The following is a 23671-nucleotide window of genomic DNA, read 5'->3' as shown; positions in this document are numbered from 1 at the left end:
CGGACGTTACGTCAGCAGGCCGACATTCCTGAGGCGCTGCGACCAGTGGTCCCAGCCTCGATCGATCTGGGCGCCGACGAGCTTCCCGGCTGTCTTGACTTCGCCCTTCGAGAGATACTTTACTGTACCGATCTGCATTCCTGCGGTAAGCGCCTTGGCCTCCTGCTCCAGGTAGAAGGCGCGGAACACCACTTCGCGGACTGAGTTGCCGACATTGACCACGCCGTGACGCGCCATCAGCACCACGGGAGAGCTTCCCAGGCTCTCGGCGATGTCCGCGCAGACGCTCGGGCTGCCGCCGAACAGATCGGTCTCGTCGCCCAGCTTGTCACGGATCTCGTAGACCGGCACGGACTCGCCCATGAACGCACCCATGTGCGTAACCGGCCGCAGCGGCGTATCGATGAAGCAGTAGGGCAATACAGCGGGCGAATGGGTGTGAAGCACACACTGCACGTCGGGCCGCGCCTTGTAGATTTCGCTATGAATATAGCGCTCCAGATAGGACGGCCGGTTGTCCGTCGTCTCGCCGTCGAGGGTCAGGCGCTGGATATCTTCAAGCGCGACCAGTGCCGGAGCAAGCTTTTGCGGCAGGAAGAAAAAGTTCGGATCCTCCGGGTCGCGGGCGCTGATATGGCCGAACACGTCCATGATGCCTTCATGGACGAGGATCTTGGTTGCCGTGACCAACTCCTCGAAGACCTTCTTGCGGGCCGCACTTTGCTCAGCCATGTCCAGATACTCCCGTCACCCGTGAGCTAGCCGTCGCCATAGTGTCGATTGCTGGCGATCCTGCTTCCTTCACTTGTTCTCGTAAATCCCGACGATGCGGTTCTGTTCGATGATGTTTCCGGCGTATTTCTGCAGGAATTCTTCACGGGTCGGCGTGCCCTCGACCTTGGCGTCCAGCGCATAAACCCAGAAGTAATAGTGGTGATTACCATGGCCGGCAGGCGGCTGCGGTCCATAATAGTGCATGGCGCCGGCGCCGTTCGGTCCAACGCGGAACTTATGCTGCGCATCCGATAGGTCCGTTGTCGAAGGATCGATGCCATATACCGTCCAGTGGGTGAAACCGTTGGCCAGCGGCGCATCGGGATCGTGGCAGATTACGGCCAGTTCTTTCGTGCCGGCCGGGACGCCGCTCACCGTCAGCTTCGGGAGCACATTGCCCTTGTCGCCGGCATGCTCGTCGCGCAGCCTGCCGAGCGGCTGGAAGTCCGAGGACGTTATTTTGAGGTCCTTGATATTAAGGGGCATGCCATTGTCCTTTCAGTTTCGGCCAGCCTAGAGGGCTGCCTTGAGGTCCGCCACGGATTTGCCGCCGACGCGCTGATGCACGCGCGGACCCGATGCGACGGCGACGCAGATCAGGATCTCGTCGGGCCGAGGCCCATCCGGAACGGCGAAAGTGACCGCATCGTAGTGGGAACGGATATAGAGTTCGTCCTTGTGGGCGAGCGGGATATCAATGGACGTCCCGGCGCAAGCCACCTTGCTGACCGAAGATATCCAAGCCTGGCCACCGCCGACCTGCTCGCGCAGGGGGTCACCGAATACGGTGGTGACGCAAGCGACCACATGTTCCTGCTCGCCGGCGGTGCCGGCGATACCGCCTTTGCCATAGCTTTCGACCCGCCTGTTACCGAGCAGCGCGACGGCGCGTTCGCCGAGCGCATGGCCGATGGCCGCGCTCGGCTTCGTGAGCACGGAAAGATCGGCGGCGAACTGTCCGGCAAACGGATTGCGTATGATGACGCCGGTGGCAACCTTGACCAGGCTCTCGCCCGGCTTGCCACCATCATGCCGGATCTCCTGTACCGACGAGTACCATCCCCTGACCTCGTAGTCCTGTTCGACCTGGCTGGAGTAACTCATCTTATCTCCTGACGGGAAAGCGTTAGCCTGTGCATAGGGTCTGCCTGGCGGGGACGGCTATTGCGGCCACGAAAACACGCGCTTGATCGGATCATAGCGAGCGGCCTCCAGAGCCGCCGACGTAAACATGTTGCCCTTTGAGAGCGAACGGTTGGCGGCGTAGTCCGCGGATATCTGCTGTGCCCGGTCGGTGATCGGCCGGATCCGCTTTTCCCAGGCCACGAGTGCGTCCTCGACGGAATTTCCGGCTTCCAGGTCCTGCGTCAGGCTGAAACCGTTGACAATCGCGCAACCCGCGCCCTGGGCAATCGCCGGACACATCGCATGTGCGGCATCCCCGACCAAAGCAACCTTGCCGCGCGTCCAGCTTTCGAGCTTTGTCGTCTCGTATTTGTCGTACCGCGCCGTCTGAAGCTTCGCCGCCTCGACAAGGCATGGCTCCAGGAATGGGAACATCTCGACCCAGACTTCGAGATCAAGCGGCACGCGCGACCCGCGAGTATCGGCAGAGGGCGCCATCAGCCCGAGATAGAGATCGTTCTCATTGCACGGAGAATAGAGGATTCGCTGAACCCGCGGCCAAAAGTTCCACATGTCGATGGTGTTGTCCCACTCGCCATGGCCGAGTTCAGCTTTCTTGCGCGGCACGATCAACCGTATGATGCCATCCGTCGAGCCCCACCGATCCTGCTTGAAGCCGATAGAGTCTCTTATTTTGGAGCTCACGCCATCTGCGCCTACGATCAGGTCAGCTTGCCGGACCTCGCCGCTCTGAAGTGTCAAGAGGCCTTGTGGGTCGGCACCGACAGCTTCGGAATTGACGCAAATGTTGACGCCCACGGCCTTGGCCCGGTCGACGAGTGCATTGTGCAGATGACTCCGGGTCATGACCCGCCACGGTAGACCCTTGAACGTCTCCCTGGAGATCGACTTGTTGTGCATCCAGGTCTCGTAGGTCGGCGGAGTGTGAGAGCCCTGCAGCACCTCGTTCAACACGTTCAGTCCTTCGAGCACACGCAGGCCGTTGTGCCAGAGGTAGATGCCTGCACCGAACGCCCGAAGTTCATCACTGCGCTCATGCAGTGTAACCTCCCAGCCATTCTGCCTCAGCGCGATGGCTGTAGCCAGACCGGCGAAGCCGGCGCCGGCGACTTCGGCCCGGCGCAGCTTGGTGGGACTTTTATTCACGTTGGCCATTTGGTCGATCTCGTCAGGCATCCAGGAAATTCGTGATGGCTCGCAGCGTGATCTCCGGCGAGACCTCGTTGACGTAGTGGTCGGCGCCAGGAACGACGACAACCGGCAGGTCCGGTCGAAGGCGGCTCGTCTTTGCCAGCGCATCCGCGGAAACCAGCTTGCTTTCCCCGCCGCGAACGATGAGCACGGGCTTGGTCACATCGCGATAGGCGGGCACAAGGTCTGCTCTCAGGCCTCTCGCGGTCTGCGCCATGGCTGTCGGAGAAGCCAGCGGGCGCAGCCCGCCTTCGACCGCATGGTATGCGCTTGCAGCCCTGACCTTGATGGCCGGCACTGGAATGTTCGGATAGCGATTGGCGAGATAGGCTTCGACAGCGTCGACATCGCTGAAGAGTTGGTCGCCCGCGTTAACCCTGGCTTCGAGAGCGTCGAATACCTCTTCCTCGATATACGGCGTGAAGTCGATTGCAACGACGGAGCGCACCAGCTCCGGATATTTCGCAGCGGCCGTGACGGAATTCCTCGCGCCAAGCGAATGCCCGACAAGGATGGCGCGGCCCCGATCAAGAGTACGGATCAATCCGGCGATGTCTTCCGCATAATCATGTGCGTCATAGCCGCTGTCCGGCTTGTCGCTGAGCCCATGCCCTCTCTGATCAACCGCTATGGTCGTAAACCGGTTCGAAAGTTGAGCCATCAGCGGCGCAAAGACGGCGGAATTGGAGGTAATTCCATGGAATAACAAGATCAGGGGGCCATCGCCGGCTTCGCGCAGATTCAAGGCGATGCGACCGGTCTCGATGCGCCGGGCGCCAAAGCGTCCGCAAGGTTCGTCTGCCCCCATGTTGTCAATCCTTGCAACCGCTCCCGCCATAACCAATAGGATCATATCAGCCGGAGGAACGTCAACAGGATTGTCTGACATTCTTGCAATCTTGAGAATTGACAATTCGGCCCTTCATCCTGTCCAATTGCCGCCGCGTCGCGTACGATGCGTTCGATCGCGACCCAGAGCCGACGAGACTAGCCCATGCCTCCAGACCTGAACTTGCGGATTTCTCCCCGAACCGTACAGCAGGAGACCGTCGACAAGTTGCGGCAAGCCATATTCTCCGGCCTGTTCCAGCCGGGAAGCCGGCTTGTCGAAAGCCAGCTTTGCCTGCAGCTTGGCGTCAGTCGCCCCTCTCTGCGCGAGGCTTTGCGCAGCCTTCAGGCCGAGCGCCTGATTGAGATGATTCCCAACCGGGGACCGTCGATACCGGCACTTTCGTGGGAAGAGGCAACCGCCATCTACGAGGTCCGGGAGTTATTGGAAGTCGAGGCAGCGGGACGATGCGCGTCGAGAATTCCGGAACAGCAAGTGCGCGAACTTGAGAAATCGCTTTCCGCCTTCGAACAGGCGGCGTCCAGCCATGATAGCCTGGCGCAGGTGATGACCGCTGCAGACTTCTATTCGATCATCCTTGCGAATTGCGGCAATCCGGTCCTGGAGGAAGTGCATCGGGGTCTGGTGGCCAGAATTAGCTTCTTTCGAGGGAGATCGATGTCGTTGGAAGGCAGAGCGCGGAGCAGCCTGGCGGAGATGCGGGATATATTCGAAGCCATTGCCGCCGGCGACGCGACTGCCGCCCGCAAGGCCGCGCGGCGACATCTCTTCAAGGCAAAGGCAGCGGCAAAGATGTCAATGGATCGAGAGGCTTGATCGCTTTCGTAACGCTCTTGCCGTACCCGAGGCTGGACCGCGGCCGCGGCGCTAACCTGAAACGACATCGCATCCCTGGTCAGCGTCTGGTCGCGGTCAAGCAGGCAGCGCTTGCGCCGTCTTCGAACATTAGCAAGTGTCGGGTGGAGTGGCAATGAGCAGTGCCGAGGTTGGACGTAAGCAGAATGCCGACGTCGTCATTGTCGGCGGCGGGTCGGCTGGTGTTCTACTCGCGGCGCGACTGAGCGAACAGCCAAGTCGCCGCGTCCTCTTAATCGAAGCCGGCGATGAGCCCGATGATCCCGACATCTGGAATCCGGCCGCGTGGCCCACGCTTCAAGGCCGGCACTACGATCGGGATTATCGCACGCAACCGCAGGCTGGAACTGCGGGTCGGATTCATCATTGGGCGCGAGGGAAAGTCATTGGCGGTTCGAGCTGCCTGCACGCGATGGGCTACATGCGAGGCCATCCATCGGATTTCCAGGCATGGGCTGACGCTGCCGGCGATCGCCGATGGAGTTGGGATGAACTGCTACCTGTTTTCCAGGCCATCGAAGACCATCCCCTCGGTGGCGACGGCATTCACGGCAACGGAGGTCCTTTGCCGGTCCATATGCCGTCGGACGAGGTAAGTCCCCTCGCCCGCGCCTTCATCGAGGCTGGCGCTTTGCTGGGACTTCCTCGCCTCGAAGGCCACAACAGCGGAGAGATGATCGGCGTTACCCCGAACTCGTTGAACATTCGCGATGGGCGGCGGGTCACCGCGGCGGACGCTTGGCTCACGGCCGCCGTTCGAGGTCGCGAGAACTTGACCATCCTCACCGCATCCGAGGCGCGGCGGCTTATTTTGGAAGGTAACAAGGTGCGCAGCCTCGAGGTCGTGGGGCGACACGGTCCAATTGAGGTCTTCGCGGACCAGTTTTTATTGTGCGCCGGCGCGCTGGAAAGTCCGGCCCTACTGATGCGCTCAGGCATCGGTCCTCAGGACGTGCTCGACGCCGCAGGCGTCGGTTGTTTGATCGACATGCCGGAAATCGGCCGAAACCTTCAAGACCATCTTCTCGGCGCCGGCAACCTCTATGCAGCCCGCCAGCCTGTCCCTCCGTCGCGCCTCCAACACTCCGAGTCGATGGGCTATATGCGCGCCACCGATTTTGCCGCGGCCGGGCAGCCCGAGATAGTGGTTGGTTGCGGCATTGCGCCGATCGTGTCCGAACGCTTTGCGGCCCCGGCCGGCGGCACCGCGTACTCCCTGCTGTTCGGGATTACCCATCCAACCAGCCGCGGCAGCGTGCGCATCAGTGGCCCCGAGCTCGGCGACAAACTGATCATCGACCCGGCTTACTTGCAAACTGGACGTGATCGCCAACTGTTTCGCCATGCTCTTGAGGCGGCGCGGGCGATCGGCCACCGAGATGAACTCTCCGGCTGGCGAGATCGTGAACTACTGCCGGGAACCGTGAACACTGTTGCGGAGATAGACGACTTTGTAGCGCAGTCGGTCATCACCCATCATCATCCTTGTGGCACCTGCAGGATGGGCAAGGATGCGAATGCCATCGTCGGTTCGGACTTGCGGCTAAAAGCGCTCGATAATCTATTTGTCGTGGATGCTTCAATCATGCCCAATCTTACGTCAGGTCCAATTCATGCTGCGGTTCTGGCAATCGCCGAGACATTCGCTCGGGCCGTAGCATGACGCCAGCTAAAGTATCCGTGTTGGTCAAGCCATGGATGCGGCCCATTTGCGTCCATCCCTGAGCAGGGCATTGGCCAGCAGGATGAGTTTTCGCATGATGGCTGTGATGGCGACCTTTGAGGCTTTGCCGCCGGCTTTCAGCAGATCGTACTTTGCCTTGAAGTCAGGGTTGAAGCGCATGGCGACGAGAGCTTGCATGTAGAGCGCTTGTCGGACGTTGGCGCGGCCGCCGCGAATGAAGGCGCGTCCGGTCCACCGCCCGGATTGCCGTGCGACGGGGACGAGACCGGCCAGCGAAGCGGCCTGGCCGTTCCAAGCATGCCGAGCTCTGGCATGTCGATGAGGAGCGCGAAGGCGGTTATGGCCGAGACGCCCGTGATCGAGACGAGGATGTCGAAGCAGCGGGCAAGGTCGGGATCGGCCTTGATGCCAGGGTCCATAGTGGGCACCAAAAGCATGTCTGGTTGGGTCGATCAGAAGCTTCCAATTGCAGGCGCGGATTGGTATCGCCGTAGCGCCGTTCAATCCCCCGGCTTCAAGTACGCATCGGCAGGCCGGGTGCCGAATTCCCAGGGTTTCTGCTCGCCTGCGAGCATCACGCCCATGCCAGTCACGTCGATCAGGTTCACTGTCTCGCCATAGATGAGAATCCCGAGCAGAACAGCGGCGACGGGCGAGCCGAAAGCCTAACGCGGGCGAAGCCCCGATGTCGCGCAGCAGGCGCATGTAGAACGTATAGCCCACTAGCGAGCCAGACAGCACGAGGAACAGCCACCCGGTCGAGGCTTTACAGCCTCATCTGTCGGCCAGTGCTGCGGCGGCACCGAGCTCGATCACAAGGGAAGTAAGCATCAGGGCCACCCCACCGATCAGCGTAGTTGAGCCTGCAACCAGTTCAGCTGGGTAGTGCTGGAGTATTGGAGCCGCGCCAATACGGAGCCCGCCGCATAAAAGACGATTGCTGGTATGCGGCTCCTGGGCGGGCGCCCCCGCCTCCACTTCGTCAATACAGTCGATGCCAAACGTGATCGTTGGGCGAGATCTTCTTGCGAACTACTTTGATCTGATCGCCCGGAGTGAGCGCACGCAGCTCATCGATCCGGCAGTCGTTGACGACCTTCGCAGAGCCGCGTCACGACATCCGCAGGCGGCGGAAGCCGCGCTTGACCGCGCCAAGACATTCCGCGAGGCATTGTTCTGTGTGCTCCAGTCAGAAGCGGCAGGCTCGGAGCCGCCGGAGCACGAGAGAGAACTCTTTCGAGCATCTGTGGCCAAGGCGTTGACCCAGCGGACACTCGTATGGAGGGCTCAGAATGGGCGTGGCATTGGCTGGAGATCCAGTGAACTGGACACTGTCCTCCATCGTGTCGCTTGGGAATACGGAACTGCTCGATACCTTTCCGCCGATGGAGCTTTTTCAGTTCCATTCGAAATTCGGAACAAATACTCCCTGTCGGAGAAGAGCAACCGCCCGCAATTTGAGAAGTTCATCGCGTCGCATCCGGCGTGGCGGCAGGTGCATTCTTATGTGAAAAGCGACGACTTCGTGTTTTCGGTTTCTTGGGCGTACCAGTGATTTCAAACAATTTGAGCAGACCTATCGTTAGATATCGATAAGCGATCGAGGAATGTGGCCCTATCTACGAAGACGCACGGCCTTCCCGGATGGCGGAAAAATAGGCGTCCGTACCCACCTGCCCCCCTTTCATCGCGATTTCGAGGCCGTCTATTTCAGGCAGGCTCGAATGTGTCGTGCAGAGCGGCGAACCGGGCGACTCGGGCAACGGCATACGAAGCGTCAGGGCATCGATGCCGAGTTGGCCGAGTGCGTGGCTCGAGGTATCGCCGCCTGCGATCACCGCCCGTTTCAGCTTCTGCCGGACGACGAGTTGTCTCAGGATGTCGCCGAGCGCAAGGCCGATCCGATTGCGCGCACCTTCATCCCTGTCGATTTCCGCACCGCGATCGGCCTCCGGACCGAGCGCGGTATAGAGCAGGGCACTGCGGCCGGACGACAGCGCGGCAAGGCCGGCGGCGACCGCGCGATCCGTCGCCTGTTCGCCCATGAACAACAAATCGATCGGATCGACCGGGATCGTTTGGAACCCGTCGGAGCCAGCATGCTGGATCTGCCTTTCCGTCGTCGGCGAGACGCTGCCGGACACCACCGCCAGCCTGTCCACCGGGCCCGGTTCTGGAAACAGGGCCGTTCCCGATACCGTGCCGTCTGCCTTCCACGCCTCGATCAGCGCGTATTCGACGCCCGAGGAACCCACCATGAAGCCGCTTCGTCTCGCCGCGCGCCACAAGGCTGCGCCGGCCGCCTTCTGCGTATAGGCGTCCGCGACATCGAGCAGAAGGATGCCAGGTTTGTCCAGCGCCGCCTCGATCCTGTCGGCGGCATCAGGTTGGGCAAGCGCGACCAGATCGATAAGCCGCGACGGCAGATCGGTCTGCTTGCCGAGATGCCGCAACAGGTCGGCCTCCTGCATCGGGGTCACCGGATGCCGGCTCATCACCGGATGCCGGTCGATGCGGAATATCTCGCAACGGTAAGCGGCGAAGAGATTGCCGAAGGCCGTGTAACGCTTGAGTTGCGGCGCGCCGACGACGAGGGGCACGCCCGCCCGGCCGAAAACGCCACGGCCGATCTCGATGGCGCGGCCGATGCTGCCGATCGTCGGGCTGGAATCGAAGGTCGAGCAGACCTTGTAGTGGGTGACCGTGCTGCCCAGCGTCTTCAGCCAGCCAAAGGCCGGCGTGAGATTGGCATCCATCCAGGCCGGCGGCTCGCTGCGGCTGGTTCCGGCTAGACCCATGGCACGGCAGTTCCCGAAACGCGCCAGAAGCCCGGCATCGGGGATTTTCGTGAACAGCACGGTCGGCACGCCGCCAAGCGACAGGGCTTCCATGACGTCGGTCGAGCCGGTCAGGTCGTCGCCGTAGTAGCTGAGGAGAAGGCGCTCCGACATCGCTTAAAATCAGGCCGCGTTCGGGTTTGCGCCGAATTTCTTCAGCGACTGGGCGAGTTCGGGATGGGTGCGGGCATAGTCGGCAAGCTCGATGCCCTCGACCGTCGCCTGCCACGCCTGCTGCACGGCGCGCACGCCGGCCGCCGGACCGCCGGGATGGCTGACGATGCCGCCGCCGCAGAGATACATGAGATCGACGGTGCGGCCGGTGCGGCGATAGGTTTCCGGCGCCTGGCCGCCCCATTGGCCTGACCCCGCCACCGGCAGCGGGCAGTCGTCAGGCGAAAACAGCGGCGTGGAGACTGCTTTGAAGGATTCCACGAAGGACTCGTCCGGCTCCCAGTATTTGACGCCGATGCCGTTGATCTGGAACTGATCGACGCCGAGCAGCCGCCAGAATTGCTGGTAGACTGAAAAATCCATACCGAGCCCGGGATGGCGGGTCAAAATATCCCAGCCGTTGCGGTGCGCGTGCAGGACGAGGTGCGAGCGCTTGCGCAGGAACGCCATGCCGCCCATGCCGATCGAGTTGATGTTGATGACGGCGCAGTTGCCGCCCGCTTTCACGACGAGATCGTGGTTGCGCATCATCTCGTCGGGATCGGCATGCGAGATGCCGAAAGCGTACATCACCTTCCTGCCGGTCTTCTGCTCATGATCGAGGATCAGGGGCATGATCGCATTCACCCGCTCGCCAAGCGGCGAATAGGCCGGGCTCATCAGCTTCTCGTCGTCCTTGATGAAATCGACGCCGGACTTCACGAGTTCACCGACCATTTCCGCAGTCTCATGCGGCCGCAGGCCAAGCGCGGGCTTGACGATGGTGCCGATGATCGGCCGGCCGTCGACGCCGGTCAGCGCGCGGCTGCCGGATATGCCAAATTGCGGCCCCGGATGCGCGCCGCGAAACGTGTCCGGCAGCTTCAGGCCGACGATGCGGATGCCGGTCAGTTCCTTGATCGAATAGGCGCCGCCTATGGCGATCGTCATCAGGGCGGACAGGTCCGTGCCGACCGCGTCCAGCGGGAAGGCGATGTCGGCCTCGGCGCGATGAAACGGACCGCCTTCCGCCGGAAACGATGCTGTCGCCGACGTTTCGAGAGGACGCACGGCGAGCACCCGCGCCGCGACCCGCGCCTTCAATTCCTCGGTTTCACCCGGCAGCGCGACGAACGTTCCGGTCGACTGGTCGCTGGCGATCTTGGCGGCCAGCGCCTCGACGCTGCCCGGCGTTTCGATCCGGTAGGTTACGATGATCTGCTGGTCGGCCATCTCGTCGCGGCTTTCAATTGCGAGCTAACTGGTATAATGAGTATCTCACTGAAGCAAGTGGAATGTGGCTCGCCGGCCCTAGTCGGACTGTCGGTTTGATGATGAGATTGAGCTTCGCCACCGCCTGAGTCTGCAAGGTGCCCATGACCGCTTCCGAACCCATCGTGCGGCGCAAACTCTCCGACGAAGTTTTTTCGCGGCTGGAGCGCATGATCACCAGCGGCGAACTCGGACCAGGCGACGACCTGCCTTCGGAGCGTGAACTGATGGAGCGCTTCGGCGTCGGCCGGCCGGCAATCCGCGAGGCGATGCAGGCGCTTGCCAATCTGGGCCTCGTCGCCATTTCGCACGGGGAACGCGCAAAAGTGCTCCAGGTCAGCGCGCGGTCGCTGCTGCGCCAGGTCGATCTGCCGGCGAAGATCATGCTGTCCTCCTCCACGGACTCGCTGGAGCACCTGAAAAGCGCCCGCATCTTTTTCGAGCGCGGCATGGTGCGCGAGGCGGCGGAGAAGGCGACCGCCGAGGAAATCGCCGGCCTGCATTCGATCCTAGACCACCAGCGCGCCAAGCAGGGCGATTCCGACGCATTCATCGCCGCCGACATGGCGTTCCACACTCGGATCGCGGCGATTTCAGGCAATCCGATCTACGCCGCCGTCAGCGAGGCGATGCTTGGCTGGCTGAAGGAATATCACACCGAGGTGCTGATCTGGACCGGCAAGGAGAATTTTACCCTCGATGAGCATGAGGAGATCATCGAGCGGATCACGGCCCATGATCCGGACGGTGCCGAAAAAGCGATGATCAAGCATCTCGAGCGCTCGCGCGCACTCTATACGCAAAGGGCCGCCGTAGGCGCGGCATAGAGGCTGATTGCATCCGGCTCACGCCAGCAGGGTGCGTATGTCCACCGGCTGCCGTGTGGAAGCCCCTTCATAAGCGGCCTCGACAAGCGCAAATGTCTTCAAATTGTCCGCGCCGGACGTGTCGGGCTCGCGCCCGCTGCGCAGGCAATCTGCCCAGTGCTGCTGGATCGCCGCGACGCTCTCCTGGATGTTGTGCCAGGGCCGCGACGCCCAATCGAGAAGCGGCGGCGAAACGTCGGCGACGGACGTACCGCTCCTGCCGGTAACGGTCAGCCGGTAGCCCTGGGCAAGGCGGATCGTGCCTTCACTGCCGTCGATCTCGACCAGCGTCTCCGGGAACGGTTCGACCCCCAGCTTCGTCGCATAGCTGCAGTCGACCACCGAAGTGCCGCCGGATTCGTGGTCCAGCAGCATGGTCGCCACATCCTCTCCGGCGATGGTGGGGTTGACCCGGGTCGTGCGCGCGGTCAGCGACGCCACGTCGCCCAGCAGGAAGCGTGCAATGTCCAGAATATGGATGCCGAGATCCTCGATGATGAAACGCTTGCCCTTCGCCAGATAGGGCTGGCCGGAAAACACGTCGAAGCCGGAGCGGAACGAGATGCGGCCGAAGAACGGTATCCCGATCTCGCCACTGTCCAGCACGCGCTTCACCGCCTGGATCGGCGATTGCCAGCGGAAATTTTCGTGGATCATCAGCGGCACACCGGCCGCTTCGCACGCCGCCACCATCGCCTTGGCATCGTCGAGCGTCGGCGCGAAAGGTTTCTGGCAGATTACCGGTAGTTGGCGCGCGGCCGCCAGTTCGACCAGCGCGCGATGGCTGCCGACCGTCGTTGCGATGTCGACGAAGTCGAGCTTTTCCTTCGCCAGCATCTCGGCGGCGTCGGAGTAGCGTTGCTCCACGCCGAATTGTTCACCGACGATCCTCAGCCGTTCAGGATCGCGGTCGCAGATGGCCGTGATCGAAACGCCGTCGGCATCGCGCCAGCCAAACATCTGGTTGACGGCGAAGAAGCCGCAGCCGATCAGCCCGCCCTTCAGCTCCGCCATAATCAGCCGGCCTTGGCCATCTGCATCAGCGTCACGCGCTGCTGCAGCTTGCGTTGCGCCTGGTCGACCACGACCGCGACGATGATCACCAGCCCCTTGATGACCATCTGCCAGAACGAACTCACGCCCATCATCACCAGCCCATCGGACAATATGCCGATGACGAAGGCGCCGACGATGGTGCCGCCGATCGCGCCGCGTCCGCCCGACATCGAGGTGCCGCCCAGCACCGCCGCCGCGATGGCGTTCAGCTCGAAGGTCTCTCCGGTCGCCGGATGCGAGGCCATCAGTTCGGACGAGATGATCAGCCCGACGATGCCCGCGCAGAAGCCGGAGAACATGTAGACGAACATCTTTACCATGTTCACGCGCACGCCGGAGATGCGCGCCGCGCGCTCGTTGCCGCCGACCGCGTAGATGTGGCGGCCGAGCGGAGTGTATTTGGCGAGATAGGCGGCGGCCAGCGCCACCACGATCAGCAGCCACACAGAAACGGGCAGGCCGAGGATGCGGCCCGCGCCGAGATAGCCGTAGCCGGTATTGCCGAGGTCGGGATTGCCGACGAGGTTCGGGAAGGTGCGCCCGTCCGAGGAGAGCAGCGCCGCGCCGCGGGCGACATAGAGCGTGCCCAGCGTGGCGATGAAAGGCGCCACGTTGAGTTTGGTTATCAGCAATCCGTTTATCGCGCCGATGAGGATGCCGACGAGCAGCGTGATCAGGATGATCTCGGGCACGTTGAAATAGACGGTGTAGCCGATCTGCAGATCGATGCCGTTGAGAACTAGGAATCCCGCCACCATCGCGCAGAGTCCGACGATGGACCCCACCGAAAGATCGATTCCGCCGGTGATGATCACGAAGGTCATGCCCATGGCAAGGAACGCATTCAAGGCCACGTGCTTCGACATAAGGATCAGGTTCGCGGTCGACAGGAAGCTCGGCACCGCGAGCGAGAAGAACAGGATGACCGCGATCAGCGCGATGAAGGTGCGCGCCTTCATCAGCGTCAGCAGGATCGAGCCACTGCCCGGCGCGCCGGCTCCCGCGCGTGCTGCCGCCTCAGACATGGGTTTTCCTCTCCGATTTTCCCGACGGTCCGTGGCCCAGCGCGGAAGCGGCGACGATCGCCGCCTCAGTCGCATCAGCGCGTTCGAACATGCCCGTCAGTTTTCCGTTGCTCATCACCGCGATGCGGTCGGACAGCGCCATCACCTCGTCGAGGTCGGAGGTGGCGAACAGGATGCCTAACCCCTCGCGCGACAGTTTTCGCATCGTGCGGAACACGTCGGCCTTGGCGCCGACGTCGATGCCGCGGCTGGGCTCGTCCATAAGCAGCACCTTGGGGCCGGTCAGCAGCGCCTTGCCGATCACCACCTTCTGCTGGTTGCCGCCGGACAGCGACGAAACCTCGTTGTCCGGGTCGGCGACCTTGATCGACAGTTCGCGCACCATGCCGCGCACGGCCTCGCGCTCCGCCTTGCCGTCGATGTGGAAAAGCCGCGCAAATTTTTTCAGGCTCGACATCGTGAGATTGCTCGCGACCGACAGGATCGTCACCAGTCCCTCCCGCTGCCGGTCCTCCGGGATGAGCGCCAGGCCACGCCGAATGCGCCCGGTCGTGTCGCGCTCGCGAACCTGCTTGCCGTCGAGATAGATCTTGCCCGTCGAATGTCCGTGCCTGCCCATGATGCAGTCGAACAATTCGCTGCGGCCGGCGCCCATCAGCCCATAGATGCCAAGAATCTCCCCCGCTCTCAACGACAGCGAGACATGGTCGACCGCCAGTCCGCCGGTCGCGCGCGGCAGGCTGATCTCCTCGGCGCGAAACACTTCCGCACCGGGCTTATGGTCGTCCGCCTTGGCGAAATCCTTGGCGTCCGAGCCGATCATCTGCCGCACGATCCACTGAGTGTCGACGTTCTTCATCTCTTCCTGCCCGGTGATGCGGCCGTCGCGCAGCACCGTGATGTAGTCGCCTATGCGGATCAGTTCTTCCAGCCGATGCGAGATGTAGACGATGGCGACGCCCTCAGCCTTCAGATCGGCAATCACCTTGAACAGGATCTCCACCTCGGCGGCGCTAAGTGCCGAAGTCGGTTCGTCCATGATCAGCACGCGGGCGTCGAGCGACACGGCCTTGGCGATCTCGACCAGTTGCTGCTGGCCGATCATCAGGTCCTCGACCATCATATCGGGCCGGATGCCCGCCTGCAGCCGGTCGAGGAACGCGCCGGAGCGGCGCTGCTGCTCGGCGTGATCGATCTTGCCCAGCCGGTTGGTCACCTCGCGGGTGGCAAAAATGTTCTCAGCCACCGAAAGATTGCCGAACAGGTTGAGTTCCTGGAACACCATGCCGATGCCGCGCGCCACCGCGTCGCCCGACGAGCCGAACGACACTTCCTCGCCGTCGAGCAGGATGCGCCCGCTAGTCGGCTTCTCGACGCCGGCGATTATCTTCATCATGGTCGACTTACCGGCGCCGTTCTCGCCGACCAGCACGTTGACCGCGCCGCGCCGCACGTCGAAGCTGGCGTTCTTCAGCGCAATCGTGCCGGAATAGACTTTCGAGACGTCCTCCAGCCTGATGATCACATCGTTCGCGGCTGTAGTCATGGGGCCGGTCCGATCTCGGCTTCGGCCGGCGTCAGCAACGGCAGGTCGCTCCCGCTTGCCGGTACATAGGCGCCCAGCAGCTTGGCCGTGCGGCCGTCAAGTGCTTCGCGCGGCAGCTTCGACAGGACCCTCCTGTCGGAATAGGTGTTGAACGCCTTGCCGTATTGGGCGAAGTCGATCTGGTTGGTGAATTCGTTGAAGTTCACGAAGTCGAGCACGTCGCGCAGCGCGGTGCCGCGCAGTGCCGGCCCGATCTGGGCGCGCAGGTCGGCCTTGCCGTCGCCGTCGACATCCACGTCGATCGAGCCGGCGCGGGACTGCGTGTTGGAGGCGACGATCTTGCCTTCGGCTCGCGCCGCATAGGTCCAGGGCGAGTTGGCCTGCTTTTTCGGATTGCCGTATTTGTCGCCGGCGGCCTTGGCGTCGGATTTCGCCAGCGCATTGACCTCAGCGAAGGGACCCGCCTTCTGGCTGAGATAGGGGATCACCTTCGCGGTCCAGATGTCCTCGACCATCTTGTCCGGATTGAAGGTGTTGGCCGCCGCCGCGCGATCTTCCTCGGTCGGCGTCGGCAATATCTTGCAGCCGGCGAGCAGCGCCAGCGTTGCTGCGAGGGAAATGGCAATTGGGCGTGCGGCCATAGCAGTTATGTCTTGCCAGTGTTCGTAGCCGCGTATCGGCAATTGATCACCCCCTCCGGCCCTGTCGGGCCACCTCCCCCATCGAGGGGGAGGAGGTCAGCGAGTCCGGCGGGTGGGGTGAGGTCCACTCCGTCGCAGTATGCGATGCGTCGCTCAGTTGGTCAGCGCAAACGTCTCAAGCTTGGCCGCATTGTCGCCGTTGACCAGCACGCAGTCCATGAGCTGCTTCTCTTCGGCGGGACCCTTGCCGGTCTTGATCCAGGCATCCGCCTGCTCGACCGCCATCTGCGCCTGCGCATAGGCCGGCTGCAGCACGGTAGCCTTGATGCCGCCCGCCTTGATCGAGTCGCGGACGTCGTTGGAGCCGTCGAAGCCGACGACGATCACGTCCTTGCGGCCGGCGGCCTCGAGCGCCGCCCAGGCGCCCATCGCCATTGTGTCGTTGCCGGAGATGACGCCTTTGATGTCGGGGTTGGCCTGGAGGATCGATTCCATCTTGGAGAACGCTTCCGTCTGGCTCCAGTTGGCCGACTGCTGGGCGACCATCTTCAGATCCGGGTACTCGTCGATCACGTCATGGTAGCCTTTTGAGCGGATGCCGGCGTTGGTGTCGGACTCCTTGCCGACCAGCTCGACATAATTGCCCTTCTCGCCCATCAGCTTGACGAACTCCTGCGCGCCGAGCTGGGCGCCCTGGTAGTTGTTCGACACGATCTGTGCGGCTGCGACGCCGGTGGCGTTGATCTCGCGGTCGATCAGGAAGGAGGGGATGCCGGCGTCCTTGGCCTTCTGCACGGCGGCGACGGTCGCGTCCGCTCCGGCATTGTCGAGCACGATGGCTTTCGCGCCGCGGCCGATGGCAGTGTCGATCAGTTCCGACTGCTTGTTGGCGTCGTCGTCATGCACGAGCACGAGCGCCTCATAGCCCAGTTCCTTGGCCTTGGCCGCCGCACCGTCGGCCTCTGCCTTGAAGAACGGGTTGTCATGCGACGGCGTGATGATGGCGATCAGGTCGGCGGCGTAGGCCGGAGCCGCGACGCCCATTGCAAGCATGCCGGCGAACGCGGCAAGCGTCAGTCTGCGATTGATCTTCATATTGAGTCCTCCCGTTGAAAAAATTGGTCCGATCGATTGTATGAGGGCAGTCCGCCCGGCGATCAGGTGATGCGCCGGATGCTTTCGGCGATTTCCTGCGGCTCGAAGATCTTCTTCCAGTCGTCGCGCATCAGGACAGGCTTGCCGAATTCGATGGCCTTGTTGCAGGCGTCCGAGAAGGCGCCTTCGCGCTCACCGAAGATGACCGAGGCAAGCACGTTGATGTGGCCGAGCAGGAAGTCGAGCGCAGCCTGCCGGTCGACGCCGCGCCTGACCACCTCGTCGACGCCCTCGCGCATGACCTCGAGCAGCGAGGCGCACATGGTCTCGGCCAGCGCCGGCTCCAGCATGGCGAGCTGCTCGACGGTGACGCGATGCGAGCGCATGACCGGCGCCCAGATCGTCCTGGCGATGGCTTCGCCCTTGGCGTAGTCGGCTTCCGGCCCCTGCATCAGGGCGCTGACAATGTGTTGCTTGGCCTTGATGCCGCCGAAATAATCTTTCTTCGCCTCCATGTCCGTTTCGTCGTTGAACAGCGGCGGATGGCACGGATGCGTGATGAAATAGGTGAGGTCCGGACGATCAGGCAGGTGGCCGGCAGCGGGTGCGGCGGCGTCAAGCACGATCACCATGGTGCCCGATTTCAGTTGCTTCTCGATACCTGCGGCGACCTTGCCGATATGCGTGTCCGGCACGGCGAGGACGACAACCTCGGCCCCGCGGAGCGCCTCCTCGACGGACACGGTGTCCAAGCCGAGGCCCGTCTTCAGCCGCTCGCGGCCGGCCTCGCTCACCTCGACATGGCGGACAGCGTAGGGAGATCCGCGAAAATTGCTGGACAGGCGGTATCCCATTTTGCCGCCAGCGCCAAACAGCGCAACCGTTGTCATAGACCGCTCCGAAAAACCGTGCAGAACCCACCTCTTCTAACTGGTATAATGAGTATGTCAGCATAGCGCAAGGCCGATTGGGAGTGTCTGATAGGGCATTTGCGTCGGAGAGACGATTTGGCGGACGATCGCAGAGGCGATCCAATGTCCAGCAGGCGTTGCCTGGCGTAAAACCACACGGCAAATGAGGGGATGATGAACGCCGCCCCCGAACGGAATCATGAAACGATCCAGATTGTCTTCGCGCTGTTCCGTTCAGCCATGCCTTGACGGCCCGGCCGACGGCCGGGCGAAGGGCTGATCTTCATGTCTGTCCGCCAAACCGGCGTCGGCGCGACCGGCAGGCGACGTTGCGCGTCATGACGTGTCGGAGCGCGGGCTATCCAGCACGAACAAAGCCAGCGCATGGACGTGGGCGAGGATTTCGTCGATCTCGCGGATGTTGCGGGGATGGGTCGCGACGGGGTCGTAGCGGGAAAGTCGGCCGCCGGGCGGACGTCCGGTTCGCAGCGGAGAGATGCGCCAGAACCGGCCGGAGGCGGGTTTTTCCCGCGCGGCGGCGTCGCGCCGCGCTTTCCACCGGGCGAAGCGTTTTGCCTGGGCCGGCAGGTCGTCGAGCGCCCGGCCGAGCGCCTCCAGACGCAAGGACAGCCGCGCCGCATCGATCGGATCGTACGCCGATGGCGGCGGCGGGAGGGAAAACGGCTCGGCCACGCCAGGGACCGAGATGCGCGGGGCGGCGTGCGCGGGCACATGGCGGCACCGGTGGCGGAACGGACGCGGCAGCGGATCGAGCAGCGGCAGGCAGATCGTGCGTGGGCGGGCGGCACGGATGGCGGCGGCTCGCCTCGCGGCGGCGGCGCGGGCAAGATCGGCACGCGGCACAACGATGGCGATGCCGAGCCCGCGCAACAGGGGCTCCGCGGTCTTGGGCTTCTGCTTGCGTTGCGGCGGCAAAGCCACCACGATCCCGCGCGCTGCCACGATGATCAGCCGCCGCGCCGCCGCTTCGGCCGGACGCAGCAGCCTGAGTATGGCGCAGTGGAGATGGCGCGGGAGAGTAGGCCCGCCGCTCATCGCGGCCATGGCGACGAGCATGGCGAGCAAGCGCTTCAGCGCCTGGCGCTTTTCCTCGATTGCCGCAAACCAGTCCACCGCCGCCTCCTTTCCTGCACGCGCGGCGCCATTATCGTTCCGGCGGGAGAAGCGGGGGAGGATGTTGAGGAAAATTATCCTGCCAGATACTGACAACAGGTGCGCCTGTTTTCAGCCGATCACGTCCAACGGCGTCGCCGACATCACGGCCGACGTGGCGCTCGTCCCCCACTCTGTGGCATGGTCGGGATCGCCGCACTCCGAAATCGGACGGCTTGAATGCATCGGAATCGTTGCCGCGATCTCGGGAAGGACGAGCCCGCTCTTCGGTCGAGGGAACAGGACGATCCATGATGTCGTCCTGGCTGCCCAACAATCCCTCAGCCCCGCGCAACCAAGGCGCGGAGCGGTGGGAGGCTACCGGATGTTACATCGCGGCGACGCAGCCGTCACAGCACGAGATCGTCGACGGTTATGGTGGGAGAGCCGGCCAGCGAAATCTGGAAGTCGACGGACTTGTCGCCGTCCAGGTCGCCGTAAAGGTTGGCGCCGTTGAACCGCAATTCGCCGGCAATACCTTTGAAAGCGGCCGTGCCGATATAGGAAAAGGCCTGATCGCCGGCCAGATTGACGTTTGCGTCGATGGCGGCGAGGTTGATCGTGTCGTCGCCATGCGTGAAGTCCGTGATGTTGTCGCAGTTCGCGCCCACCGGACTGTCGATGGCGCTCGTGTAGAGGAAGACGTCGTCACCGAGGCCGCCGGCCAGGCCGTCGCGGCCAGCCCCGCCGATCAGCGTGTCGTTTCCGTCGCGGCCGAACAGCGTGTCATTGCCATCATTGCCCGAAAGCGTGTCGCCCCCGGCGCCACCATAGACCGTGTCGGTGCCGCCCTGGCCAGTGACGTTCTGGCCAGTCGCCACATTGGTCAGGTTTATGACGTCGGTGCCCGATGTGCCGCGGATCTCGTCGATGCCCGTAATGCTGGCGTTTGTCAGGTTCGTGGTGCCGGCGTTGGACAGGAACAGCCTGTCGGGATTGCTGCCGGCGCTGATCGTCTCGAAGGCATCTAGCTGCGCGGTCGTCAGCGTCACGTCGTTGGCATTCAGCCACAATTGCTCGACGCTGACGATCTTCGCCGCGGTGATATCGACGGCGCCGACGGCACCGAGGGTGGAGAAATCGAGCCTGTCGAGATCGTTGCCGCCGTTGAGCGTCTCCGCGAGGCCGCCGATGTCCGATATCTGGTCGATCTGAAAAACGTCGTATCCCACGCCACCGTTCAGCAGGTCGGCGCCCTGCCCGCCGAGAATCGTGTCGTCGCCGTCGCCGCCAATGATCGTGTCCGTGCCGATATCGCCCCACAGCCTGTCGGCGCCGTATCCACCGGTGAGCGTGTCGTCGCCGGCCCGTCCGTCGATGAACTGCGCATTGGCGACACCGGCGATGGTGATCACGTCATTGCCGGAAGAACCACGGAATTCATCGATGCCGGTGATGGTGGCATTCGTCAGGTCGGCCGTGCCGGCCGCGGCCAGGATCAGACGGTCGGGATTGCTGCCGGCGGAAAGCGTGGTGAATGCCCCGAGTTGCGCCGCGGTCAGCGTAACGTCATTAAAATTCAGCGACAGCATTTCGACGCTGCTGATCGTCGCCTTCGTCAGGTCGACCGCGCCCTGCGCATTGAGCGTGGCGAAATCCAGTTGGTCGGTATCCGTGCCGCCGCTGAGCGTCTCGGCCAGGCCGGAAATGTCGGCCACGAACGACACGCGGAAAATGTCGTTGCCGGCCGACCCGCCCATCACGTCGAGGCCCACGCCGCCGTTGAGGATGTCGTTGCCGTCTTCGCCGTAGAGCTTGTCGTTGCCGGTCTCGCCGGTGAGCGAATCATTGCCGGCACCGGCTTTCACCACGTCGGCATCCGCGCCGCTGTTGATCGTATCGTTGCCTTCACTGCCGGTCACGGTGTCGGCGCCGGCGAGCGTGTTGACGGTCTGTCCGTTGGCCACGCCCGTGAAGATGAAATTGTCGACGCCCGAGGTTCCGCGAAATTCGTCGATCCCGAATATGGACGCGCCGGTGAGGTCGACCGTGCCTGCCGCCGACAGGAACAGCCGGTCGGGATTGCTGCCCGCGGAGATGGTATCGAAGGCGCCGAGCTGAGCCGCCGTCAAGGTAACGTCGTTGGAATTGAGAAACAGACGCTCCACGCCGGTGATCGTCGCCTTGGACAGGTTGACCGCACCGAATGCGCCTCGCGCCGAAAAGTCCATGGTGTCGATGTCGTTGCCGCCGTCGATGGTTTCGGCCAGGCCGCTGATGTCGGAAACGCCCTCGAAGAAGAAATTGTCGTTGCCGATCCCGCCGGTAAGTTTGTCGGCACCCTGACCGCCGAGGATGGTGTCATTGCCGTCGCCGCCGTCGATCGTGTCGTTGCCGGCATTACCTTCGGCATAGTCGTCGCCCGTGCCGGCGGTGATCACGTCGTCGCCGCCGCGGCCGTAGATGGCATCGGCCCCGGCTCCGGCGTTGATCGTGTCGGCGCTGTCGGTGACGGTGTTGAATTCCGTTCCACCCACGCTGACGCCGTCCCCGGCCTTGTGGATGGTGTCGTTGAATGCAGTTCCATTGATGATTGCCATGTCGATCGCTCCCAAGCCAGTTGGCACGCCGGAGCCGCCCGGTATCACGAATACCTAGGCGCCCGATCGTAGCTGGATGGGATGATGGCAGGCCCGGACCGTCCGCGCCCCCCGCAAACGAGGGTGGCAACTAAAAATTGTCAACCAAATCCGCAGACGGTGATGCTGTTTGCAAAAGCGGAGCTCTGGGGACTGCCAGGCGGTTTGCGGCCGCCCCGCTGGCTCGGCCTATTTTGCAGCCTCGGCGCCTTTCTCCTCCGCCACGGCATTTGCCGCGCGGTTCGCCTCGATCCGTTCATGCGCCATCTTGTCGACGGCGGCCCGCAATTCGGGGTGGCGCGCCATGAACTGCGTGAAATCCCGCCGCTCGAGGAACTGAAAATCGCAGAAGTCGACGGCGATGACGTCGGCGGTGCGCCGGGAGCCGCTGAGCAGCGCCATCTCGCCGAAGAAAGAGCCGGCCTCAAGCCGGATGGCGCGCCCGCCGACGCGCACGTCGACCGCGCCGGAGGAAATGAAATACATGCCGTCGGCGCGATCGCCGGTGCGGATCACCCGCTCGCCGGGCGAGGCGGATGCCGGCCTGAACAGCAGCAGCAGTTCCTCCTGGTCGTCGGGCGGCACCAGCGACAGCAGCGGGAAGGTCGCCAGCAGTTCCTGGATCCGTACATGGCGCGCTTCGTCGCGCGCTTCCTGAATGGCCCGGATGCGCGCGAGTTCCTGCACCAGCACGTCGTGATTGGCCCGCCCGTAGCCGGCGGCCACGCTCGGCCAGCGAAGGCGGACCCATTTCTGCAATTCGCCGGTGATATAGAAGACAAGCGGGTTGAACGTGATCGACAGCAGGGCGCCGGCAAGGACAAGGTCTTTGCCCTCGCTTGGCATCAGGCCGAGGCCGAGGCCCAGCGCGGCGAGAATGAAGGAGAATTCGCCGATCTGCGCCAGGCTGCCTGCCACCATGAGCCCCATGCTGACCGGGTATCTCAGCAGGATGACGATCAGGAAGCCGATCACCGACTTGCCAACCATGATGAGCGCAAGCACGCCAAGCACATCCAGCGGATCCTCGACGATGACCGAGGGATCGAACAGCATGCCGACGGAGACGAAGAACAGCACCGAGAACGCATCCTGCAGCGGCAGGGATTCGGCCGCCGCCTTATGGCTGAGATGCGATTCGCCGAGCACGAGACCGGCGAAGAAGGCGCCCAGCGCGAAGGATACGCCGAACACCTGAGCCGAGCCATAAGCGATGCCGACCGCCAGCGCCAGCACCGACAGGGTGAACAGTTCGCGCGAGCCGGTGCGCGCTACCTTGGTGAGCACCCACGGCACCACTTTCGGACCGAGGAAGATCGCCAGCGCGGCGAACACCGCGACCTTGGCCAGGGTCAGCGCCAGCGTTAGCAACAGCGAGGAGCCGCCCGCCTCCGCGCCGTGCGCGGCCGACGTGTCGGCGCCCAGCACCTCCGCCAACGCCGGCAGCAGCACCAGCGCCAGAACCATGGCGAGGTCCTCGACGATCAGCCACCCGACGGCGACGCGCCCGCTCGGCGTGTTGACGAGATTGCGTTCCTCGAGCGCCTTGAGCAGCACCACGGTGCTGGCGACGGACAGGCTGAGCCCCAGCACGATGCCAGCACCGAGGCTCCAGCCCCAGATCGAGGCAATCCCGACGCCGAGCAACGTGGCGAGCACGATCTGGCCGATCGCACCGGGAATGGCGACACCACGCACCGCTAGCAGGTCGGAGGCGGAAAAATGCAGGCCGACACCGAACATCAGCAGGATGATGCCCATTTCCGCCAGTTGGGAGGCGAGCCCGCTGTCGGCAACGAAGCCGGGGGTGAACGGGCCGATCATGATGCCGGCGACGAGATAGCCAACCAGCGGCGGCAGCCTCAGGCGGTCGGCGAGATAGCCGCAGATCGAGGCGAGCACAAAGCACACAGCTATCGTGGCGATCAGCGTGAAATCTTGATGCAAACCGTGTCCCCTGTTCCGGTTTTCGCGCGGCTTATCTGTCAAATGCCGGGAAAGTGCTGCAATCGCAAGC

General features: G+C 63.3%; 20 protein-coding genes and 1 pseudogene. 4 read left to right on the top strand and 17 right to left on the bottom strand.

Annotation, left to right across the window (positions count from 1 at the left end; all coding sequences use genetic code 11):
• Positions 1-6: 6 nt before the first annotated feature.
• The 5 genes from ABMA59_RS12130 to ABMA59_RS12110 all read right to left on the bottom strand — a co-directional run bounded on the left by ABMA59_RS12130 (position 7) and on the right by ABMA59_RS12110 (position 4024).
• Positions 7-732, bottom strand: a complete 726-nt coding sequence (locus ABMA59_RS12130; RefSeq protein ID WP_349005623.1) for a class II aldolase/adducin family protein — start codon at positions 730-732, stop codon at positions 7-9.
• Positions 733-801: 69 nt separating this feature from the next.
• Positions 802-1260, bottom strand: coding sequence for a YbhB/YbcL family Raf kinase inhibitor-like protein (locus ABMA59_RS12125; protein ID WP_349005622.1), 459 nt, complete (start codon positions 1258-1260; stop codon positions 802-804).
• A 27-nt stretch (positions 1261-1287) separates the two neighbouring features.
• Positions 1288-1878, bottom strand: a complete 591-nt coding sequence (locus ABMA59_RS12120) for an amino acid synthesis family protein (protein ID WP_349005621.1) — start codon at positions 1876-1878, stop codon at positions 1288-1290.
• Between the two features lie 57 nt (positions 1879-1935).
• Positions 1936-3075 carry an FAD-dependent oxidoreductase gene (locus ABMA59_RS12115; RefSeq protein ID WP_349005620.1) on the bottom strand — a complete coding sequence of 380 codons (1140 nt, stop codon included), beginning with the start codon at positions 3073-3075 and terminating at the stop codon, positions 1936-1938.
• A 13-nt stretch (positions 3076-3088) separates the two neighbouring features.
• The gene (locus ABMA59_RS12110; protein WP_349005619.1) at positions 3089-4024 is read right to left on the bottom strand and encodes an alpha/beta fold hydrolase; all 936 of its coding nucleotides are present in this window, start codon (positions 4022-4024) and stop codon (positions 3089-3091) included.
• Positions 4025-4105: 81 nt separating this feature from the next.
• Between ABMA59_RS12110 and ABMA59_RS12105 the strand changes: the two genes are divergently transcribed.
• Positions 4106-4777, top strand: coding sequence for a GntR family transcriptional regulator (locus ABMA59_RS12105; RefSeq protein WP_349005618.1), 672 nt, complete (start codon positions 4106-4108; stop codon positions 4775-4777).
• A gap of 154 nt (positions 4778-4931) precedes the next feature.
• The gene (locus ABMA59_RS12100) at positions 4932-6479 is read left to right on the top strand and encodes a GMC family oxidoreductase (RefSeq protein WP_349005617.1); all 1548 of its coding nucleotides are present in this window, start codon (positions 4932-4934) and stop codon (positions 6477-6479) included.
• A gap of 24 nt (positions 6480-6503) precedes the next feature.
• On the opposite strand, the pseudogene ABMA59_RS37190 reads toward ABMA59_RS12100, so the two are convergent.
• Positions 6504-6907, bottom strand: a pseudogene (locus tag ABMA59_RS37190) (transposase); the annotation flags it as partial.
• A gap of 587 nt (positions 6908-7494) precedes the next feature.
• On the opposite strand from ABMA59_RS37190, the gene ABMA59_RS12085 reads away from it, so the two are divergent.
• Entirely contained in the window at positions 7495-8055 is a 561-nt protein-coding gene (locus ABMA59_RS12085) for an ABATE domain-containing protein (protein WP_349005616.1), read from the top strand.
• A 64-nt stretch (positions 8056-8119) separates the two neighbouring features.
• Here the strand turns inward: ABMA59_RS12085 and ABMA59_RS12080 are convergent, their stop codons facing one another.
• On the bottom strand, positions 8120-9451 hold the full coding sequence (locus ABMA59_RS12080; protein WP_349005615.1) for a four-carbon acid sugar kinase family protein: 1332 nt from the start codon (positions 9449-9451) through the stop codon (positions 8120-8122).
• Positions 9452-9460: 9 nt separating this feature from the next.
• Positions 9461-10723: a 3-oxo-isoapionate-4-phosphate decarboxylase OiaX gene (gene oiaX, locus ABMA59_RS12075; RefSeq protein WP_349005614.1), complete on the bottom strand. Its 1263-nt coding sequence runs from the start codon at positions 10721-10723 to the stop codon at positions 9461-9463.
• Between the two features lie 143 nt (positions 10724-10866).
• On the opposite strand from oiaX, the gene ABMA59_RS12070 reads away from it, so the two are divergent.
• The gene (locus tag ABMA59_RS12070; RefSeq protein WP_349005613.1) at positions 10867-11589 is read left to right on the top strand and encodes a transcriptional regulator NanR; all 723 of its coding nucleotides are present in this window, start codon (positions 10867-10869) and stop codon (positions 11587-11589) included.
• An 18-nt stretch (positions 11590-11607) separates the two neighbouring features.
• On the opposite strand, the gene ABMA59_RS12065 is transcribed toward ABMA59_RS12070, so the two are convergent.
• The 9 genes from ABMA59_RS12065 to ABMA59_RS12025 all read right to left on the bottom strand — a co-directional run bounded on the left by ABMA59_RS12065 (position 11608) and on the right by ABMA59_RS12025 (position 23601).
• On the bottom strand, positions 11608-12642 hold the full coding sequence (locus ABMA59_RS12065) for a Gfo/Idh/MocA family protein (RefSeq protein ID WP_349005612.1): 1035 nt from the start codon (positions 12640-12642) through the stop codon (positions 11608-11610).
• Positions 12643-12644: 2 nt separating this feature from the next.
• A complete protein-coding gene (locus ABMA59_RS12060) occupies positions 12645-13709 on the bottom strand; it encodes an ABC transporter permease (RefSeq protein WP_349005611.1) in 1065 nt (354 codons plus the stop codon).
• Positions 13702-15255 (bottom strand): sugar ABC transporter ATP-binding protein, encoded by a 1554-nt coding sequence (locus tag ABMA59_RS12055; RefSeq protein ID WP_349005610.1) that lies wholly within the window; start codon positions 15253-15255, stop codon positions 13702-13704. The genes ABMA59_RS12060 and ABMA59_RS12055 overlap by 8 nt, the downstream gene beginning before the upstream one ends.
• Entirely contained in the window at positions 15252-15896 is a 645-nt protein-coding gene (locus ABMA59_RS12050) for a DUF2291 family protein (RefSeq protein WP_349005609.1), read from the bottom strand. The genes ABMA59_RS12055 and ABMA59_RS12050 overlap by 4 nt, the downstream gene beginning before the upstream one ends.
• Before the next feature lie 153 nt (positions 15897-16049).
• A complete protein-coding gene (locus tag ABMA59_RS12045; RefSeq protein WP_349005608.1) occupies positions 16050-16991 on the bottom strand; it encodes a D-ribose ABC transporter substrate-binding protein in 942 nt (313 codons plus the stop codon).
• Between the two features lie 62 nt (positions 16992-17053).
• Positions 17054-17881 (bottom strand): phosphogluconate dehydrogenase C-terminal domain-containing protein, encoded by an 828-nt coding sequence (locus tag ABMA59_RS12040; RefSeq protein WP_349005607.1) that lies wholly within the window; start codon positions 17879-17881, stop codon positions 17054-17056.
• Positions 17882-18238: 357 nt separating this feature from the next.
• Positions 18239-19036 carry a hypothetical protein gene (locus ABMA59_RS12035; RefSeq protein ID WP_349005606.1) on the bottom strand — a complete coding sequence of 266 codons (798 nt, stop codon included), beginning with the start codon at positions 19034-19036 and terminating at the stop codon, positions 18239-18241.
• 389 nt (positions 19037-19425) lie between these two features.
• Positions 19426-21615: a calcium-binding protein gene (locus tag ABMA59_RS12030; RefSeq protein ID WP_349005605.1), complete on the bottom strand. Its 2190-nt coding sequence runs from the start codon at positions 21613-21615 to the stop codon at positions 19426-19428.
• 228 nt (positions 21616-21843) lie between these two features.
• Positions 21844-23601 (bottom strand): cation:proton antiporter domain-containing protein, encoded by a 1758-nt coding sequence (locus ABMA59_RS12025; RefSeq protein ID WP_349005603.1) that lies wholly within the window; start codon positions 23599-23601, stop codon positions 21844-21846.
• Between the last annotated feature and the right edge of the window lie 70 nt (positions 23602-23671).

It is taken from the genome of Mesorhizobium yinganensis, from assembly GCF_040081985.1.
Lineage (GTDB): Bacteria > Pseudomonadota > Alphaproteobacteria > Rhizobiales > Rhizobiaceae > Kumtagia > Kumtagia yinganensis.
Note: the sequence above shows the minus strand (reverse complement) of the source record. Positions and strands in the feature narration are given on the sequence as shown.